Origin of the sequence: Prevotella jejuni, from assembly GCF_900187995.1 — a bacterium.
Taxonomy (GTDB): Bacteria; Bacteroidota; Bacteroidia; order Bacteroidales; family Bacteroidaceae; genus Prevotella; species Prevotella jejuni.
The window spans coordinates 1-19,958 of the sequence record NZ_FZNZ01000044.1 but is presented as its reverse complement, the minus strand read 5'-3'; the positions used below and the strand labels follow the sequence as shown (position 1 = coordinate 19,958).

17 protein-coding genes and 1 pseudogene are annotated in these 19,958 nt (G+C 41.4%); 6 read left to right on the top strand and 12 right to left on the bottom strand.

The annotated features are described in order from the left end of the window. Positions 1 to 1,103: 1,103 nt before the first annotated feature. Together CHB62_RS12970 and CHB62_RS12965 are read right to left on the bottom strand one after the other, a co-directional pair. Positions 1,104 to 2,036, bottom strand: a complete 933-nt coding sequence (locus tag CHB62_RS12970; protein WP_089367167.1) for a hypothetical protein — start codon at positions 2,034 to 2,036, stop codon at positions 1,104 to 1,106. 124 nt (positions 2,037 to 2,160) lie between these two features. Then, positions 2,161 to 2,718 carry a sugar O-acetyltransferase gene (locus CHB62_RS12965; RefSeq protein WP_089367171.1) on the bottom strand — a complete coding sequence of 186 codons (558 nt, stop codon included), beginning with the start codon at positions 2,716 to 2,718 and terminating at the stop codon, positions 2,161 to 2,163. Between the two features lie 166 nt (positions 2,719 to 2,884). Here CHB62_RS12965 and CHB62_RS12960 point away from each other — a divergent pair, with 166 nt between their 5' ends. After that, entirely contained in the window at positions 2,885 to 3,559 is a 675-nt protein-coding gene (locus tag CHB62_RS12960) for an MgtC/SapB family protein (protein ID WP_089367166.1), read from the top strand. Between the two features lie 425 nt (positions 3,560 to 3,984). On the opposite strand, the gene CHB62_RS12955 is transcribed toward CHB62_RS12960, so the two are convergent. From CHB62_RS12955 to CHB62_RS12945, 3 genes are all read right to left on the bottom strand, one after another. Continuing rightward, the gene (locus CHB62_RS12955; RefSeq protein WP_089367165.1) at positions 3,985 to 4,767 is read right to left on the bottom strand and encodes a DUF481 domain-containing protein; all 783 of its coding nucleotides are present in this window, start codon (positions 4,765 to 4,767) and stop codon (positions 3,985 to 3,987) included. A 153-nt stretch (positions 4,768 to 4,920) separates the two neighbouring features. Continuing rightward, complete coding sequence (locus tag CHB62_RS12950) at positions 4,921 to 5,337, bottom strand: hypothetical protein (RefSeq protein ID WP_089367164.1); 417 nt, start codon at positions 5,335 to 5,337, stop codon at positions 4,921 to 4,923. Positions 5,338 to 5,487: 150 nt separating this feature from the next. After that, entirely contained in the window at positions 5,488 to 6,357 is an 870-nt protein-coding gene (locus CHB62_RS12945; RefSeq protein ID WP_089367163.1) for a GYF domain-containing protein, read from the bottom strand. A 310-nt stretch (positions 6,358 to 6,667) separates the two neighbouring features. Here CHB62_RS12945 and CHB62_RS12940 point away from each other — a divergent pair, with 310 nt between their 5' ends. Together CHB62_RS12940 and CHB62_RS12935 are read left to right on the top strand one after the other, a co-directional pair. Further along, positions 6,668 to 7,378, top strand: coding sequence for a DUF421 domain-containing protein (locus CHB62_RS12940; RefSeq protein WP_089367162.1), 711 nt, complete (start codon positions 6,668 to 6,670; stop codon positions 7,376 to 7,378). A gap of 186 nt (positions 7,379 to 7,564) precedes the next feature. Further along, on the top strand, positions 7,565 to 8,116 hold the full coding sequence (locus tag CHB62_RS12935; protein WP_089367161.1) for an isochorismatase family protein: 552 nt from the start codon (positions 7,565 to 7,567) through the stop codon (positions 8,114 to 8,116). A gap of 191 nt (positions 8,117 to 8,307) precedes the next feature. On the opposite strand, the gene aroC is transcribed toward CHB62_RS12935, so the two are convergent. Beyond that, positions 8,308 to 9,396, bottom strand: coding sequence for a chorismate synthase (aroC, locus tag CHB62_RS12930; RefSeq protein WP_089367160.1), 1,089 nt, complete (start codon positions 9,394 to 9,396; stop codon positions 8,308 to 8,310). A 133-nt stretch (positions 9,397 to 9,529) separates the two neighbouring features. Beyond that, positions 9,530 to 10,132: an FKBP-type peptidyl-prolyl cis-trans isomerase gene (locus CHB62_RS12925; protein ID WP_089367159.1), complete on the bottom strand. Its 603-nt coding sequence runs from the start codon at positions 10,130 to 10,132 to the stop codon at positions 9,530 to 9,532. Positions 10,133 to 10,473: 341 nt separating this feature from the next. Between CHB62_RS12925 and CHB62_RS12920 the strand changes: the two genes are divergently transcribed. Further along, entirely contained in the window at positions 10,474 to 10,842 is a 369-nt protein-coding gene (locus CHB62_RS12920) for a hypothetical protein (RefSeq protein WP_009012924.1), read from the top strand. Positions 10,843 to 11,202: 360 nt separating this feature from the next. Here the strand turns inward: CHB62_RS12920 and CHB62_RS12915 are convergent, their stop codons facing one another. The 5 genes from CHB62_RS12915 to CHB62_RS12895 all read right to left on the bottom strand — a co-directional run bounded on the left by CHB62_RS12915 (position 11,203) and on the right by CHB62_RS12895 (position 17,339). Then, entirely contained in the window at positions 11,203 to 12,288 is a 1,086-nt protein-coding gene (locus tag CHB62_RS12915; protein WP_089367158.1) for an ABC transporter permease, read from the bottom strand. Between the two features lie 7 nt (positions 12,289 to 12,295). Next, complete coding sequence (locus CHB62_RS12910; protein ID WP_089367170.1) at positions 12,296 to 13,354, bottom strand: ABC transporter permease; 1,059 nt, start codon at positions 13,352 to 13,354, stop codon at positions 12,296 to 12,298. A gap of 199 nt (positions 13,355 to 13,553) precedes the next feature. Continuing rightward, positions 13,554 to 15,029: an ATP-binding cassette domain-containing protein gene (locus CHB62_RS12905; RefSeq protein WP_089367169.1), complete on the bottom strand. Its 1,476-nt coding sequence runs from the start codon at positions 15,027 to 15,029 to the stop codon at positions 13,554 to 13,556. Positions 15,030 to 15,037: 8 nt separating this feature from the next. After that, entirely contained in the window at positions 15,038 to 16,054 is a 1,017-nt protein-coding gene (locus CHB62_RS12900; protein WP_089367157.1) for an HlyD family secretion protein, read from the bottom strand. A gap of 13 nt (positions 16,055 to 16,067) precedes the next feature. Further along, a complete protein-coding gene (locus CHB62_RS12895; RefSeq protein ID WP_089367168.1) occupies positions 16,068 to 17,339 on the bottom strand; it encodes a TolC family protein in 1,272 nt (423 codons plus the stop codon). A gap of 180 nt (positions 17,340 to 17,519) precedes the next feature. On the opposite strand from CHB62_RS12895, the gene CHB62_RS12890 reads away from it, so the two are divergent. Further along, positions 17,520 to 18,392 carry a helix-turn-helix domain-containing protein gene (locus tag CHB62_RS12890; RefSeq protein ID WP_089367156.1) on the top strand — a complete coding sequence of 291 codons (873 nt, stop codon included), beginning with the start codon at positions 17,520 to 17,522 and terminating at the stop codon, positions 18,390 to 18,392. A gap of 707 nt (positions 18,393 to 19,099) precedes the next feature. Continuing rightward, positions 19,100 to 19,798: pseudogene (locus CHB62_RS12885) on the top strand (S8 family serine peptidase); the annotation flags it as partial. Between the last annotated feature and the right edge of the window lie 160 nt (positions 19,799 to 19,958).

The following is a 19,958-nucleotide window of genomic DNA, read 5'->3' as shown; positions in this document are numbered from 1 at the left end:
ACATGAGACCAAGAAAGAAATTAGATTTTAAAACACCACAGGACTGCTTTTACGAACTAATTAAGTAAATTTGCACTTGCTTGTTGAATTCACGAACGTCCGGTCTACAATAACACCTATAAAAATTGTTAAAAGAACGCTTTCGTTGGTTTGTTGTATCAGAAACAACTGTGTTTTTTCATCTCTTTTGCACTTTTCTGCATTGAGAAACATCTGATAACGGTATTTTCGCAAGCCTAAATGAAAACCGAACTCCGCATGGCGTGGAGAACTGACAGAACCGATATACCATCGAGACCACTAATGTGATACTTTATTAAACACAATTATCACGTTTCCTGAAATGTCCAAATCAACTATTATAAGAATGCATATCACCTATTATAAAAGACCATATCACCTATTACGAAAATCCAAACCTCCTATTATTAAAGGTTCTTCCGTTAAATGTGTGGACGCTTTTCGTAGTGCTTTAACGTAAGAGCCAAAGTTACTCATAAAACAAAAATATAGCTGAGAAAGTCGTCAACTATTTATCCTGTTTTCATCCTCTTTCATTGAAAATCTTTTCGTTTTAAGACATCGAAAACCTGCAGACAAGGGTTAAAAAATCATTACATAATTTCAAAGAAAACACCTATAACTAACGACAAAAATACACACATGAAGCAAGTTTGCAATCAACAGAGTATCAATTAGTTATAAGCAGTAAAGTAAAAGGTGCTTAATTGGACTTCAAAAGGGCGTTAGCAAGGGTCTTAAAGAGCATCTTCTGCAATCCAAAAGGGCGTCTTTTAGAAGCCAAAAGAGCATGTATTCAAAATTATGATGTGAAAAATTATAACAGAATAATAAGTTATTAGCCTAATTAGCCCAATTGGACTAAATAGCCTAATTAGGCTAATAGGAATAAATTGTTTGTAGACGACAGATAGACATCACACCTAATTACATTTATCATGTAGTTTGCCCCCCCCTATAAAACAATCTTATTGGAGGTAAGCTTACCATGTATGTGAATTAATCTCACTCTATTAACAATCTACACATTTAACGGAAGAACCTTATTAAATAGGTGAAAGTCGTTTCAAAAAAGCATGGGACTATCTCAACAAGTATGTTTTGAATAAAGCAATCAGTTTGCTTTCCGTCAGTTCATCCTCTGTTACATTTATATAATAATGGCCGTAGCTATATGAAAATCGCTTGTTTTCATCAACCTTCCCACGGCTTACATTAATATATACACTCCTTGTGAAATCTAATATATTTGAATTTAAGAACAGCCATCTGGCAACTCTTTGCGTCAACTGTCCATACTTATTACTGAGCTCATTGGGCGTCAACGCTGGTCGAAGGAAACACACATGAAATCCACTATAGTGTGTAGACAATTGCGTACAAGGGTAACTATACGCATAACCCTCAGACGTAGAGACATTCCAACTCTCCACCAACTCAAATGTCTTAAAGTGTCGTGTCAAAGAATCTATTTGAGGGATAAGCTGTCGAATAAGCTCTGGCTTGTTATTCTTCACCGCTTCACACGATGTTTCCAACACGTCTATCAGTCCTCCCCGACCATGTTCTTCTTCTTTACGGAAAGTATATTCTGCTCCATCTTGCAGGTCAAAGAAGAAACATGTCTTTTGTCGTATCCCAAGCTTCCTACGTACAAAGGGTGTAGAAGACAGCACTGCATAACGCAACAATGACGCTATTTTCATTTGGCAAAGACTGTCTGTCAATTCTTTCTTATTGCTTTTTAAGTCCTTATAGGCAAGTATATACGTTCGTTCTGAGAGCCGAGAACCATCGATAACTTGTAAAGCGTACTTCTCTGACTCGCCTTCTGCAACAATGTATTGTTCTGCTGCAAGAGGATTGTATAACTCGCTGAGAATAGGTGCATAGAGTTCATAATCCAACTTACTACAAGGCGAAAGGCGACTTTGTGCCTGTATCTCTCTCCCAACAAGGAGCAATAGTAATAAAAGAAGAACACTCTTGACAAACGTGATATTGCTTTCTTTCATTTAAATAATGTAATTACCTGCGATTAACTTACAACACTTCAGCTCCCTCAATAGTACTCCATTCCACATATTCTCACATCCATATCTCCAATAGGATTGTGCATTAAATAACAACAAAGCTACCCTATTCTTCCAGTCTTCTTATCACTCTACAAGGATTACCAGCTGCCACAACACCGCTTGGGATATCATGTGTAACGACAGAGCCAGCCCCTATCGTGGTATTATCTCCTATCGTCACACCTGGTATAACGACAACATTACCACCTATCCATACATTATTCCCTACATGAATAGGCAAAGCATATTCAATCTTCTTATTCCGAAGCTCTACATCAAGCGGATGACCAGCAGTATAGAAAGAGCAATTAGGGGCTATAAACACGTTATCTCCGAAGGTAACCTTAGCCTCATCGAGAATGACACAATTAGTATTAGCAAAAAAATTCGCACCCACTTCGATGTTATAACCATAGTCACAGAAGAACGGAGCAACAATAAACATACCATCGCCAGCCTTTCCAAACAACTTTCTCAGACGTTCCATCCGTTCCTCCCTACGTGAGGGTGGAATCTGATTGATTTCATAGCACTCATTTTCGCAGTAGTATAAGTCTTTCAAAACTTCTGGGTCATTTGCCTGATAAAGCATCCCTTTCTGCTGTTTCTCCCTCTCTGTCATAATTTCAAGTATATTGATAATGTTCACAAAGATACAAATCATTTTTTAAGAAACAGGAGAATTCATTCACGAAAAAGAGATTTTTAAGGTTGAAAAGAGTGAGATAACTGAACTTTTTCGTATATTTGCGATTATAATCTTATTCATCTTTTAATAGAGAGAAAACATGAACATAATAACATACGAATTTGTATTAAGACTGTTCGTTGCTGCCATGTTAGGTGGTGTGATTGGTCTGGAGCGTGAGTATCGTGCAAAGGAAGCTGGTTTCCGAACACACTTCCTTGTGGCATTAGGTAGTGGTCTGTTTATGATTCTGTCACAGTTTGGCTTCGACAATGTCCTCTCCAATTATGAGCAAGTATCACTCGACCCCAGTCGTATTGCTTCGCAGGTGGTGACGGGTATAGGTTTCATCGGTGCAGGAACGATTATCTTTCAGAAACATGTGGTACGTGGACTGACCACTGCGGCTGGCCTATGGGTCACATCGGCTATCGGCATGACGGCTGGTGCAGGTATGTATGTGTTATCAATAGCCACAACTGTCCTCGTACTGCTCTGCTTGGAGGCTCTTTATTTTATATTTCAGCATTTTGGAACACGTAATATTACAGTCACATTCAGTACGCCGAAGGAAGAAAGTATCAAACTTGTCTTGCAGCGTTTGCGTGCTAAAGAAATTATCATCGACTCCTACGAGATGAAACGTAAAGACACTTCTTCTGGCTACTACTACGTTGTAACGATGGAGATGAAGTTCAAACGGAAACGTTATAAGAATCATCTCCTTAATTTCATGGCTGAGTTTGAAAGCGTAACAGTAGAGACTATGGAGTAAACAAAAGGTTTTATCGTTAGAGGGCACACCTTTCATTTGTCTGTAAGAAGTTTCATACAGATAGTAGAAAAGTGTGCCCTTATTGTTTACCTACCTCTATGAAGAAACCTAACCTTAGTTCCATATCCTTCTAAGTACAACTTTTATACTACTTACCCATACCTTATAAAGAGCAGAAAAGTTCTTGTGTTGGAGTCATCTTATCAGCCAGTCATCAGCAATTCGGCCACTGCTTGCGAATTATTTACATGAAAATAAATATTTCCATTCGTGAACATAAATCTTTTCGTTCATGAAAATAAATCTTTTCGTTCGTGAATAGAAATCTGATAGATGCTGTTTTACCTTAGAGAAGGGTGTTATAAGGAGTCATATTTACGCTAAATTGTCAGTGTTAAAAGGCTTCCTACTATTGCATAACTTACTTAGAAAGACACGCTAAGACCAGCCTCTACAGTGGTGTAAGTCTTTCTGATAGGAACAATCGGTGCTGTATCATAGATGACACGGTAGGCACCATTAATACCAATGTTTGGTGTAATGTTATACTTTAAGTCAACTGCACCACCAAATCGAGCTTCCTTAGTGTAACTATCTGGTTTCGCTTGATAAATAGCAGTGGTCGTCAATTCCCAATGATCATTAATATGATGCTTAAAGCTTACCGAGAGGTGGCTCTTTATACTACGACTGTAAGCATATAGTGGGTTGGCATTAGGAGTAGAGTCTTTCCACTTCTCAAATTCATAGAACAATCCTGCTGCAACAAAAAGTTGCACTTTCTCCTTGTTGATGAGTTGATAACGTGATAGTAAACCAGATGAAATCTTAAACTCCATACCACGGCTACCAGCCCATTGTGACTCAGCATAAGGATAAACCTCAACCGAAGGGCTTAACAGATAGCGATATTCAAGGTGTACAAATCCCCCACTTACCGTTACTTTCTTACCGTATGTAGAGAACTCTAATTTGTTGATTAGATTGATGACACGCTTATGTTTTATCAAAACATTAAGGTTGGCCGTGTTCTTAAGAGTAAGTATATTCTCCTGTTCAGTCTTGAAATCCAATACAGGTAATAATGTTCCTTGTATAGTCTTTGTACTATCAATGTTCATTGTTAGGTTCTCTGAAAAGAGCATTTGGGAGTATATTGGTAGATGAGCCAATAATATCAATAGTGATAGGAGTATCTTCTTTATCATTATATGATGTTTTTTTAGAGAGTAAAACAATGGATTTCCAACATTGGTATTAGCTTTTGAGGTCGCAGTAGGTAGTTATCTGTGCTACTGCCAGATATAAGAGAGGACGCACAAAATGTGCGTCCTTTATTCTCGATAATATTTTTGACGATATTAATTGTTAACAAACTTGATGCGTTTGTTACAGTCATCAATCTTTGCCTGAAGCTTAGCAATCTTCTTCTCCATCTTAGTTAAGGTCTTTTGACTCTTAGCCAACTTCTTGTTGATAGACTTAGCTTCCTTCAGACGCTTGATAGTGGTCTTTGCATCCTTAACAGTGCTTGATGCGTTGGTTGTGTTGAATTCTGTTGTAGCTATATTTGCTTCAACATTGATATCTGCTGCTTTCTTGCTGAGTTCGATATTGTTTGCCTTCTCTTTCTCGTAATCTAACTGCAGTTTGTTTAACTTTGTAGTTATCTTGAGCACCTTCTGCCGCTCCTTCAATGTATCGATTCTTTCGCCACTCTGAGCAAAACCTGCTACGGCTGTAAGAACCATTACCCCAATCAAAAATAATCTTTTCATACTTATAAAATATTTAATTCAATGCTGCAAATGTATATAAAATATTGTTCTTGTGCAAATTATAATATGTAAAATCACCTTTTTAATCGTAATCTTCTTTATTTTTAAGAAGAAATATAGACATCTAAGTCTTTTTGGGAATGCGTCCCGTTATTGAATAGAGTCGCTTTCCACTCTCTTATGCCTACTTGGTTTTGAAGCATGAGTATCCCCACCCACTTCGTCTAAGAGCCCATCGAGTGCACTCCCCAATAATCCTTGTATGGCGGACGTAGCCGGTGCAATGATATTATCTTGCAGTATCTTCTGTGCTTTCTTCTTGATTTGTTCCTTCATGTCGATTTCCTTCTTCTTGTAATAGTTCTCTGCTGCTTCACGGAGGTCGTCCTCGTCAACAGTGAAGATATGGCCAAAGACACCCACAGAAACAACGTGAGTCTTACCCTCATAACGTACTTTTCCTAAGGAGCAAACGACGTAATTGTCAACAGTCACAAGTTCGTCGACAGCAGCTTGTATCACTTTGCCAGCGAAAGCATTGCTAACAGCTTTGAAAGCATTGTCGAGGTAAGCATTACCAGTTATATTGTCACTCTCGTTGACAGCATCGTTAACGGTGGCTGTTATAACCGTTGAGAGAACTTCCTTGTGCTGTTCAGCCTTTGGACAGGTAATTATCATCGTTGCAATCAAGACAACGAATGAAAGCAGCAAAACCAAGAGACAACCAGTGTGGTGCTTCTTCTTCGGTGCAGGTTGCGGTTGTTGATTTTCCTCTTGTGGTGTAGCTTGAAGGATGGGTCTTGCTTCTACAAAAGGTATCTCTTCCTTCTTAGCAGCCTCGTTGGTAGACTCTTTATTTTCGAAGCATGTACGCAACTCTTCAATCTGGTTTGCTTGCACCCATTCAGTACTATCTGTAGGCATTACCAATGTCGTAGTCTCTAAGTTTCTCTCTACTAATTCGTTGAGGCTATAAGGTCCTCTTTTCTCCTCACCTACCTTAATATAATATTCCATTCTTATCTGTTTTTAATGTCAAAGATGGATTTCTCCATTGTTTAGGAGTCTATCCATAACTCTATCTGTTTGTTTGCTGCGAAGTTATATATTATTTCTGAACTGACAAAGGAGATATTTCTTTTTTTGAATTAATAGTTAGCTCTGGTGCTGTTTATGGCTAACTTGTAGGGTGTCCGTAAGTTGAAAAGACTGATTGGTAGTATTTTTTAGGCGTCTTACTTGTGAGTTCAGTATAAAAGATGTATTTTTGCAGCGATAAAAAGAGCGAAAACAGAATTTATAACAACGTCTTAAAAAAAACGAAAAAATGTTTGATTTTATTCAACCCTACCTTGCCATTGCCGTAAAGTTGATTACGGGTATGATTGGTATTCTTGCTTTCTTGCGCATAACTGGTAAGGCTCAGATGGGACAGTTGACTCCACTTGACACCGTGAGTGCCTTTGTGATTGGTGCCTTAGTCGGTGGTGTCTTATACAACCCAGACATGTCTATCGGGCACCTTCTCTTCGCTTTAGCTGTGTGGACAGGCTTTAATATGCTCGTGCGCTTTGCTATGCGTTCAGCTCGCCTACGTCATTTAATTAAGGGAGAGAGTGTCTTTCTTGTGAAGAACGGTGTTATCAACTTCGGAAACTTCAAGCGTAACAGTATCGAAATGGAGCAGTTTCGTTTGCTATTAAGGCAGAAAGGCATCTTTTCTATGTTTGAAGTAGAGGACGTATTGTTTGAGGCTAATGGTTCAGTAACAGTCCTTCCTTCTGGTAAAGCATCTGAGTCTTTCCTCTTGATAAACAATGGTGAGTTTGTAGAGAGCGGTCTTAAGCATAGTGGACGTTCGCAGGAATGGGCGTTACGTCTCATCAAGAAGAATGGCTTTGAGGGTCCTGGAGACCTCTTCTGTATGGAGTGGACACCAGGTAGAGGTATTTACTTTGTTACTTACGATGGCCATGTTAAGCGTGGAATGGTAGAAGTAGATGCGCATGAAATTGAGCCTGATAATGCACAAGTATAAAGGTTGAAATATAAAGTAGTGATACATGGCAAGTGTGTCACTATTTTTGTGTAATCATCTAAGTGGCGGAACGGTATTTGGTAAGATATTAAGATAAATAATGTCGGATAACCTTTCTGATTTAATCTACTTTATAACAGAAACGAAGAAGATATTAATTCTTATTATAAAAAGGATTTATAATATATGAATAAACTATTATTAATAGTCGATCCACAAGTCGACTTTATTACAGGCTCGCTTCCTGTAGAAGGGGCTGCCAAGGCTATGGACGCATTGGCAACGTATGTAAAGGAACAGAGTGAGGAGTATTCAGTAAAAATAGTAACAGCAGATTGGCATCCTTACCATCATAGTTCTTTTGCTGATGAAGGCGGATTATGGCCACGTCACTGTGTGCAGCATTCTGTTGGAGCAGCTATCTGGGATTCTTTGTTGGTTGCACTTAATGAGTCAAAGGGTGGTTTCACCTTATTATATAAGGGTAACAGCATAGAGAAAGATGAGTATTCAATTATGCAGAACGCCGAATCAGCGAATATTCTTAGTAGGTTGATTAAGGCGTTAAAGATAGCGCAGATAGATGTATGTGGGTTGGCAGGAGACATCTGTGTACTGAACACTGCAAAAGACTTAAAGGAAGTCATCGGCGATGTAAAGCTTAATGTCCTTGAAACTTATTCACCTTCTCTGGATGGTGGAGTCGCTTTAAGTGCCTTTGTGGAAACGCTAAAATAAAAGAGAAGATTATCTGTTAGCTCTGTTCCATTACAAGTGTGAAGATCTATAAACGTTTAGAAGGAGTTAAGTCCATATCCCCCGCAGCTACTATCTATAGATGATTAGCGTGAGAGGAAATAGACTTAACTCCTTCTATTCTTTGTCTTATTCGTTGTAGTAGATGGCAACTGTTGAACGAAGAGTACTATCTAAAGTCTGTTAGTCTTGCTTATTAACAGTGCATCAAGTATTGTCATCGCAGCCATTGCCTCGACGATAGGGACAGCACGAGGTAGGACACAAGGATCGTGTCGACCATGTACATCCATCGTAATCGCTTCCCCCTCCATCGTTACTGTTTGCTGTTCCATGAGTAAGGTAGCGACAGGCTTGAACGCAACACGGAAGTAGATGTCCTCTCCGTTACTGATGCCACCTTGTATGCCACCGCTATGGTTGGTCTCTACATTGCATATTGGGTGATGCATACTATCGTTGGTAGGGAGGAAGGTGTCGTTTTGCTGGCTACCTCGCCATGCCGATCCAGCAAAGCCTTCACCATATTCAAAACCCTTCACAGCATTGATGCTAAGCATTGCAGCACCTAATTGTGCATGGAGCTTACCAAACTCAGGCTCGCCTAAGCCTACTGGGCACCCTTTGATAACACATGAGATAACCCCACCGATTGTGTCGCCTTCATGCTTCACTTGGCTAATGAGCGCTTCCATCTCTATTGCTTTGAGAGGGTCGGGACAGCGAACAGGATTAGACTCGATAATACTTAAATCATATTTATGATAGTCTCTTTCAAGTTTGATGTCGCCCACCTGTGATGTATAAGCATAGATGCTGATACCCTGCTGGCGCAATACAAGTTTGGCCAACGCCCCTGCTACGACACGTGAAAGGGTGATACGTGCTGAAGAACGCCCCCCTCCTCGGTAGTCACGAATACCATACTTCGTGTAATAAGTATAGTCCGCATGAGAAGGACGGAAGATGTCACGGATGCTATCATAGTCCTTTGAATGGTGATTAGTATTACGGACAAGGAAGCCAATAGGCGCACCTGTTGACTTTCCCTCAAACACACCGCTTAGCAGTTCTACCTGGTCTGCTTCTTTCCTATCCGTTGTGATGTGGCTTTGTCCCGGTCGACGACGCACCAGTTCACGTTGGATAAAGTCTGTATCAATGGTGATGCCTGCTGGCATACCATCTACTATACCACCCACAGCAGCCCCATGGCTTTCCCCAAAGGTGGTTAGTGTGAAGAGTTTTCCGAATGTATTCATATCAAAGAGTCTATGAATGATTATCGTGGAGTGGGATGTCTAATAAGAGAAACATGTTGTTTATTTTCTCTTATCAGACCTTGCTCTTTTCCTATAGCATTGTTGATGACGAATAGGAAAGGGTGCGTAATTCTTAATGACAGCCACAGCAGCTTTCTTCGCCTTCCTCATGACCTCCGCAGCCACAGCCACTTCCGCAGTCGCTACCGCAGCCTCCGCCACATCCACCACCGCAGTGATGCTGCTTCAACTTCTCGAAGAAGTATTTTACTTCCTCTTCGCTTGCCTCACGATTCTCGTAGACATGGCCACGGAAAATAAGGTCCTTGCCTGCAAGAGGGTGGTTGAGGTCGATAGTAACCTTATCGTCATCTATATCCAAGACCGTACCTAAGAAGCGTTGACCTTCTTCGTTCTGCAAAGGAACGACGGCTCCTTTATAGATGTTCTCGGCATCGAAGACTCCATTAGGTGAGAAGGTTTCTTTGTTAAAGTCTATGACACTGCTGGCATCATGCTCCCCGTAGGCTTGTTCCTTTGCAAGTGTAAACTCAAAATCAGCATCTTCCTCAAACTTAACAATCTCCTGCTCAAAAGCTGGTAAGGACAAGTCGCAACCCGTATAAAGCTCCATAGGCTTCATGTCATCTGTTTCTTCGAAGAGTTTCTCCTCACCATTTACATTGCAATATAGTTTGTAGCTGACTACTACAAAACGATGTTTGTTATTCTCCATTACTGTTATTTTATTCCTTATTAAATATGTATATCTGCAAAGGTAATGATTTCAAATGGAATAAAACCTGCTTAGATACTGTTTTTTCCTTTTCGTTGTGCTATTCTGTATGGTTTGTTAGGAAGAGGAGGGTAGAATTATCTTTTTTGTTACTGATATAAATCAAACGTATTGACGTGCGTCAAAAATATAAATAAAAACAAACTTTAAGTAACGAATAGTTATATTTTATACGAGTAATCTTGTAACTTTGCACTCGTAATAAGGACATTAATTACAGAATATAAGATAATAATAAGTCTTTTAGAAAGGCTTTAATTAAGAAAGAAAGGATAATTAATATGAAGAAGATTGTATTGACAGTAGCAGCGGTAATGAGTATGACTTTGGCTTTCGCAGCAGGTGAGAACGATAACAACAACACAACTACAAACACAAATGCATATAAGTTCAATGTTAGTACATACGCTTTGAGTCGTGCTTTGAACCTTGACTTCGACCAGGTAGACGTTGTTGAGGACATCAACCGCACATTTGCTACAGAGATGATGAATGCGTCTGTCGCTGAGGGTTCTGAGCGTGAGTCTAAGGTTCAGAATGCTATCAAGAAGGATCTTTCTTATATGCGTTATATTTTGAACGACCGTCAGTATCGTGAGTACGTTAAGCTCCTCAATGTGACACTGAACAATCGTGGTCTTAACAAGTAAATTGTTTCCTCTCTCCTAAAAGGGAAGGATTCAGATAAGACAATAATGAAGGCTATGAATCAGCATGCTGGTTCATAGCCTTTTTTCGTTAGTTTTCTTTATTACTTATGAGTATGTAATACTCACGCCTATTGGCTTATATCGAGTATAATTGTTTAGTATAAGACTCTCTAAAAATAGCTTTAATCGCTATTCTCAATCGCTAACACCACACGTCCTGAGCTTTTGTACTATGCTATTAAATGGTTAAAGAAGGCTTTTCTTACCATTGAATAACACTTCATTATCCGTTAAAGACAAACGAATATGGGGAGAGCTTTATAAGATACCGAGAACTTAATGATAACTCAAACAGCTATTCTAATGATTCTTCTTATAGCTTTGTACAGCCCAACAACCCATGACAAGACCGATGCCAAGGAGTGCGAGAACCTGATGTAAGATACTCTTTAAGTTTCCACCACGAATGAATACAGTGCGAATCGCATCTATGAAGTAGCTTACTGGGTTGGCGTATGTAGTGAGATAAGCTGCAGCTGGCATTGACCGAGTAGGAGTAAAGAGCCCAGAGAGCAAGAGGAGTATCACAACAAAGAACCACATGACAAGTATGGCTTGCTGCATTGTGTCCGAGTAGTTGGATATTATCAAGCCGAAGGACGAGAAGAAGAGGGCTAATAACATCGCTAAGAGATAGATAAGGGCCACATTACCCACAGGAGTAATGTCGTATAAAGCCCATGACAACAGTAGGCAAACAGTGATAACAAAGAAGGCAATCAACCAATAAGGGATTAACTTTGCAAGTATAAACGTCCATTTATTTACTGGTGTCACATTGATCTGTTCGATTGTACCAGCCTCCTTCTCCCCGACAATATTCAATGTTGGCAGAAAGCCTGTTATCATCATCATTATTATCGCAAATAGTGCGGGAATCATATAACGCTTGTAATTCAGCTGTCTATTGAAGAGATAGAACGTAGAAACGTTCGTTTGCAATGCCTGCAAAGTAGGGACAGCATTGGTCGTCACCATCTGTGAGAGGTAAACAGACCCTATCGATCCCTTCGTTCCATTGACGGCATTGGCAGCAATGAGCACTTGTGGCTTGTTGCCCAAGGTCAGGTCACGACTATAATGTTGTGGTATCACCACAACAATGTCAGCCTCAGAATGTTCGATGTCATTGAGTGCTGCAGTATAGGAAGGCTGTTGTCCGTGAAAAGAGAAGTAGTTATTGGCTGCAATCTCATGTACCAACTGTTGCGAAAGAGTAGACCTATCATTGTCTACTACATCCACAACAACATTCTTCACCTCCATATTCATGACCCAAGGCATGATACACATAATCATGATGGGGAACATAACAATGAGGCGGGGGAGGAACGGGTTGCGTCGAATCTGTGTAAACTCCTTTCGTAGAAGATATTTCAGTGTCATAATGAAGTTACTCTAATCGTTTGTTAAACATGGCGAGTGATAGTCCGAGTAGGCCGATAAGCATACAAATTAAGACTATCATCTCGTGCATCACTTGTCTTACTCCCACCCCCATAATCATCAGTTTGCGCATAGCACTGGTATAGTAACGTGTCGGAATGATAGCCGAAACGTATTGCAACACCTTTGGCATTGACTCAATAGGGAAGAACATACCAGAGAGCATCACGATAGGCATGAGTAGTACCATTGCTGATAACAACAAAGCAACTAACTGTGTTTTGGCAATGCTAGATACAAGTAAGCCTAATGAAAGGGCTAAGAGGATATAGATAGTAGAGATAACGAATATCCAGAACACCGACCCCTGCAAGGGAACACCGAGTAGGCTGTTTGCCATAAGTAGGATGACAATTAGGATGATGAAGGCAAGCACCAAGTAAGGAATGGCCTTTGCGATGATGATAAGTATTGGTCGAACGGGCGATACCAGCAGCACCTCCATTGTTCCCCGCTCTTTTTCGCGAACAATAGAGATAGAAGTCATCATGGCACACACCAACATCAACAGTGTTCCCATGATAGCAGGAACGAAATTGTAAGCCGACTTCATTTGCGGGTTATACAGTAGTTTCGTGTTTACTAAGCCGTTATTCGGATTCGTAATGACGGCATTGGCGTATTGAGTCCATTGTTGCGCCATATTCGGGTCGGCACCATCAACAATAAATTGTAGGCCTGAATGTCCGCTGGCATAGTCCTTTCCAAAGACGATAGCCAAGTCGGCCTTTTGGTCTCGGATAGCTTGTTCAGCCTCTACAGGAGTAGCAACATCCTGCGTTATTGTGAAATACTCCGATGCAGATAAGCGGTCGACAGCCTGCTGAGTGACGTAATCAGTATTACTCATCACTATCACCGTCCGTACATTCCGCACGTCATTCCTAACGGCATAACCAAAGAGAAGCATCATGATGATAGGCATTCCAAAGAGAATCAGCATTGTTCGTTTGTCTCGAACAATGTGTTTAGCTTCCTTGATAATGAATGATATAAATTGTTTCATTGCTTGTTGGTTTCCTTTTTGCATGTTGCCATGCTGTTCTAAGCGATTTTCTCAAAAGCTCCTAAGCTTTCCACGAAAAGCTCTTAAGCTTTTTCTCAAAAGCTCCTAAGCTTTCCCAAAATTATTCGCAAACTTTTTGTGGATTGTTCGCGAACATTTTCTAAATTCTTCGCGAGTCTTTTGTAGCATCTTATGTGACTTAGTCTGAACTTCTCTTCGCCTGTCGAGCTAAGTAGGTAAAGACCTGGTCAATATCGGGTTTATTGAACTTCTGTTTCAATTCCGTGGGTGTTCCGAGGGCTTTAATCTTCCCATCAACCATGATGGAGATGCGATCGCAATATTCAGCTTCGTCCATATAGTGAGTCGTAACGAAGACAGTTATACCTCTCTGGGCGGCATCATAGATTAATTCCCAGAACTGTCTACGTGTAGCAGGGTCAACTCCTCCTGTCGGTTCGTCGAGGAAGACGATACCAGGAGAGTGAAAGATACTAACCGAGAAGGCTAACTTCTGTTTCCAACCTAAGGGCAGGCTTGACACCAAGCTGTCACGATGTTCTGAGAAATTCAGGCGTTGAAGAAGAGCGTTAGTCTTGTGTTTAATCTCTTTATCGTCCATTCCGTAGATACCAGCAAACAGACGGATATTCTCTGCCACAGTAAGGTCTTCATAGAGAGAGAACTTCTGACTCATATAGCCAATGTGCTTCTTTATCTGCTCATAGTCTGTTCGGATGTCGTATCCCACAACCCTTCCTGTCCCACTTGTGGGCTGGTTGAGTCCTGTGAGCATGTGCATAGCTGTAGTCTTACCAGCTCCGTTGGCCCCAAGAAAACCGAAGATTTCACCCTTTCTCACCGTGAAGGAGATATCGTCAACAGCGTGGAAAGTGCCGAAAGCCTTTACCAGATGTTCCACTTCAATTACGTTTTCTGTTGTGCTTCCCACCTTGTTGTTATCATGCTTTTCATCATGTTCAAGGTTGGGAGGACTAAAGATGTCGCTAAATTCATGGAGTATTTTCTCTGGCGAACCAATACCTCTTATCTTGCCTTCCGATAGGAAAGCCACCCGTTCACAGCGTCTCACCTCATCAAGATAAGGGGTGGAGGCAACGATGGTTATCTCCCGCTTTTTCAGTAGGGAGAGTATGTCCCATAACTCCTTACGGCTAACAGGGTCGACACCTGTTGTCGGCTCGTCCAAGAAGAGGACACTCGGCTTATGAACGAGAGCACAGCAGAGGGCTAACTTTTGCTTCATACCACCCGATAATGCCCCAGCTTTGCGGTCTTTAAAGGGTTCTATCTGCGAATAGATAGCCTTGATAGCATCGTAGTTATCCTCAACTGTGGTACCAAAGAGCGTCGCAAAGAAGTGGAGGTTCTCCTCTACTGTTAAGTCTTGATAGAGTGAGAACTTCCCAGGCATGTATCCAACCCGCTTTCTTACCTCCTTCATTTGCTGTATGACATCGTACCCCTCAACCCTTACGGAGCCTTCGTCAGGAAGGAGCAAAGAGCAGAGAATGCGATAGAGTGACGTCTTACCCGCACCATCTGGGCCGATAACACCGAAGAGCTCACCTTTCCTTACTGAAAAGCTGACGTCTTGCAATGCTTGTACTTTGCCGTATCGCTTAGCTACTTGGTTTACTTCTATTGCGTTCATCAGCATTGTTAAAATTTCACCTCACCGTACATACCTATCTTCACATAGCCATCGTTCGTGAATTGTATCTTAATGGCATACACCAAGTCGGCCCTTTCGTCGTCCGTAACAATGGTCTTTGGCGTAAATTCTGAACGGCTTGATATCCAGGTGACCACCCCATTATAGGTTTTCTTCTGACCTTTACCATAGTCGGCCATGACCTTTACCTTCTGTCCTATCTTCACACGTTTCAATTGCTCGGAGGTAACGTATGCACGGAGAAACATCCTCTTGGTGTCGGCAATCTTGAAGAGTGGCCTACCAACAGGGACATACTCTCCAGCCTCAACATACTTCTCCAAGACCGTTCCTGTAATCGGACTCCGTACGAAGGTATGGGCTATTTGGTCGTCAAGTTGGGCTTGTTGTGTACGTACTCCAGCCTGTTGAGCATTGATACCAGCCTGTTGGGCGTCTATACCCTCCATCTGTGCCGTAATCCCTTTGTTCTGTTCGGCTAAAGAAGTGTTCTGACTACTTATCTGTTCTTCTGTGGCAGCAAGTTGTTTCAGCAATACCTGTATCTGATAGTCTATGTCATCAACTTGCTTCCGAGCGACGGCTCCGTCCTGTAAAAGCTCTGCAAAGCGTTGACGCTCCCGTTGCTGGTTCGCAATCTGCTGTCGGATGGCTGCTACCTGCTTCTTCAAATCGAGTTGTTTGCTGCTTGTTGCCTGCTGATTAGCAGCCAACTGGCGTTTGTTAGCGGCTAATTGTCCGTGCGTGGCAGCGAGCTGTTCGTTGCTACTCGTTAGTTGTTCACGTTTCAAAGTGAGTTGTCGAGCATCAATCTGACCCACTGTCAAACCTCCATTCAACACCTCTCCTTCGCTCACATTGAAGTTTTCAAGCTGTCCAGTCGACTCTGCCGACACAGTCACTTCAGTAGCCTCAAATGTCCCTGTAGCGTCATAGTCTTTCTTGTCTTTCGCACATGATGCCATCATCAAAGCACCGAGGCTTATTAAAAGAAGCTTTTTCATATCTTTAGTTGTTTTATTCGTTGTTGGTGAACTTTAGGTTATACATCTCTTTGAGCATGTCAATCTCGTGTATAGCTTGCTGCGCCTTGGCTGCATTCTCATTGTTAATCTCTCTCAACAAACTATTTACATCAATAATACCATGAGCCAGTTTCGACTCAGCTGCCTTACGGATGTGGGTGCGCAGGTCGATGATTTCGTCGTCGTTCTGCATCATTTTACGGTACCTATTGATATTCTCTTTCTGTTGTATCTCGTCTATACTGTTGTTAAACAAGAATACTTCTCGTGCATTCTCTATTTGTTCTCGTTGTAGTCTGAGCCTTGCTTTATCATTCTTATGAGTATAGAGTGCACCGATGTTCCACGATAGTTTTACGCCCACTAAGCCGTTCAGACTCCATTTATGTTGCATCATATCCTCAAACATATTGAGTCCCGGATAACCATAAAAGCCTTGTGCAAAGAGTCCTAAATGTGGCTTTAATCGTGCGTCTAAGGCTTTTTCTTGTACTTCAGAAAGGCGTAATTGATTATCAAAGAGCCTCATCTCTGGTCGAGTATTCGCTGATACAGTTGCGTCAAGGGCTTGAGGTTTCTGCAGGTGGGTGATTTCAATACCACAGAAGATGCTTAGCATCCTACTTAACATCTCTTTCTGTGCTTTCAGACTCTCGTTTGTTTGCTCTGCGCTAAGCCGTTCGGCCCTCACGTTCTCATAGTCGCTTGTTGCTGCCGTACCACCTTTCACCATGGCAGAGAGTTTCTGCTCGCTCGATTGTAGCAGTGCTTTGACGTCATCATTGAGTTTGATTTGTTCGTCAAGGAGCAAGAGTGAGAAATATAACTCATTGACCCTTCTTCGCACCTGATATAGATTTACCTCATTCTCAGCCTCCTGTACCTTTCCTTCTTGGCTGGCTATCTTACGCTGACCACTGATAGCACCGCCGTCATAAATAGGTTGCTGAACATCAATAGATAGCTTATATTGGTCTTTCCTAAGACCTTTCATCTTCAGTCCTACCTGTTGGAACATACTTTGCAGATAGTCAGGCCATGCAGCAACAGCACTCTGATAAGTAGCTTGGGCTGCTGCTGTCACCTGTGGCAACCACCCTTTCTGAATGTTCTTAACCGTTAAGTCGGTCGTCTTTGCTATCAAGTCATAACGCTTGATAATGGGATAGTGTTTCTCTGCAGCACGCTGACATTCGTCCAAAGTCTGTGCTTGTGCAACTGATGCCGAAGCTATCAGCGAGAGGATTAATACCTTTATTCTCATATACTTTCCTGTCATTTATGGTATAATTACTTTCATTTGACAAAGATAAGTTTATTCTGATACAGAGTGGTAATGCTTTGCACCGAATAAATTGTCATATTGTACGATTTCTATATAATATCACCTCGTATTCACAAAGATAATGTTAAATTTGCAATCTAATCATACAATAAGGCAATTATGGCGGAAGTAAAGAACATCAATGCACTCTCTATGGAGAGTATTAACCTTGATGAGGTGTACCAGCAACCCGAACAAGGAAAGGTATTGATGAACGATGACATCGTATTTGTGATGGGTGGACATCTTCAAAACACTCGTTTTCTATCGGAGGGAAAGATTTATCAGATGGTTGAACCTCGATTGATACTGGCGTTGAAAGGTCATGCTGATATCTGTGTTAACCTTCAAGACTGCCATATAGAGAAAGGTTCTGTCATGCTCTTGCCGACAGATACGATTGTAGAAGTTAAGGAAATATCAGAAGATGCACGTGTTGTTGCAATAGTGTTCAGGGACGGCATGGACATTATGGATGAGATTGTCGTCAGTACCTCACCAAGTGAATTTGCCCGTTTGATGCGTATCATGTACCTTGCATGGGACTTTCTACAGATTAAACCCAATAGAACAAAGACCGTACAGAGCCTTTTGCAATCGGTAGTTACGGATGTTCAGTATTTAAACGACCTTGAAGAGGGGAATACAAAACGTGGTTCGACATCACGTTCGCACGACCTTTTCTTGCAGTTTAAGCGCCTCGTACATCGTCACTGTACGCATGAACGCTCTATTCCCTTTTATGCTGAACAATTGCATGTGACGCCTCATCACCTGTCGGCTATCATCAAGAAGGCAAGTGGTAAGAGTGTTATGCACTGGGTAAATCGTGCTACTATCCAAGAGGCAAAAGTACTTTTAAAGACAAATAACGCTATGGGATATGAGATAGCAGACCGTTTGAACTTCCCCAACGCTTCTGCTTTCTCCAAATACTTCAAGCGAGAGACTGGAATGACACCACGAGAGTATCAGGAGAAAATGACTTTATGATGGTTATTATCTGTTTTTGTTAGTAGTAGCCCCTGTAAGTTTGATGTTAGCATCGCATGATGTCTCATTTTATTGACCATGTTAGGCCCCCTTTCTCCCTATCTTCTCTCGTAGTGACGATGCTCTGCTTGTGTTGTGTTAACGCTTCGAATGGGTTGTGTCAATGCTCCGTTCGCCTTAGACAGGGAATACACTTAACGAATTGGGAAGCATAGACGAAGATAGAGCAGACAGTGTTGTCTTAACTCCATTCACGCCTATTCAGTTTTTAACTCCTTTTCCTCTTGTCAACATTTTTCACTCTTCTCAATTCCAATACATGCTTTTCAAGGGGCAAGAAGAGGCCTAACTACATTCAAGAACATGCCCTTCTTGCGTGTTGAACATGCCCTTCTTGGGGCAAGAAGGGCGTCTTCTTCAACGCTATTTATAATCGGTTGATTTATTGAAGGTTATAGACTCGTTTGTAGAAGACTTTTTACTCCTTTTATGAGGGTAATTAGTTTGATGTAATGTAATATATTTTTACGATTATGATAGACTTTTCCTGTGTGGAGTGAGGTGTTAGAGGTATCATTCATGACACCGGACGAAGAGATAGTTACGGGGTTGGTTATGTCTTTCTAAATAACTTTGCATACTCCATTTATTTTTTGTTCCTTTGCAGAAACATATTGATTTAAATAAATAAAACGCTATATCAGTCAATGAGATATTATCTATTTTCTATTCTGTTCTTCCTCGCTATCGGTCTAAACGCACAGCGACCACGTTACGACAAGATGTCGCCTTTCGTACGTGAGGCTATGGTGTCTTCGCTTACAGCAAAGCAACTCACTCGCTCTTATTCAGAAGATAGAATGCTAACAGCCTTTGTGCGCATTGATGGAAATGCTGCCGAACTACTACATAAATATGGAAGTGAAGAACTTGCACGGGTAGGGAATGTTAGTATTGCAGCCATTCCACTCAGTCAGTTAGGGGCTTTGTCTTGTCATCGTCGAGTGAGTAAGATTGAAACAGGTAGCCGTTGTAGCATACAGATGGACACGACGCGACTGGTTGTCAATGCCGAGCCAGTCTATAGAGGGACGGGGTTAGTACAGTCATATACTGGGCGCGGAGTCGTTGTAGGCGTCCAAGATATTGGGTTCGACCTAACGCATCCTAACTTCTATACGGCTGATATGAGTCGATATCGCATTAAAGCATTATGGGATCAACTGTCCCGAGACACAATAGGGTCTAATCTCTTTGTTGGACGCGATTATGTTGGTGAGGAAAGTTTACTACGATTAGGTTGCCCTTTAGATGGAACTTCACAAACACATGGTACGCATACTGCTGGTATTGCAGCAGGTAGTGGGGCTGAAGGAGATGGTGTGCTATCACCTTATAGAGGGATAGTTCATAGAATAATGACAATGAAAGAAGAAAGGGCAAACACGAACGGAAACACTTGAACAATAACAACTTATGCACTTTTCTGCATTTTGTGATATGGCAAGATTGAGCGAAAAACGGCAATAGTTCCGTTACCAACTCGTAACCCATAGGGTACAAAGC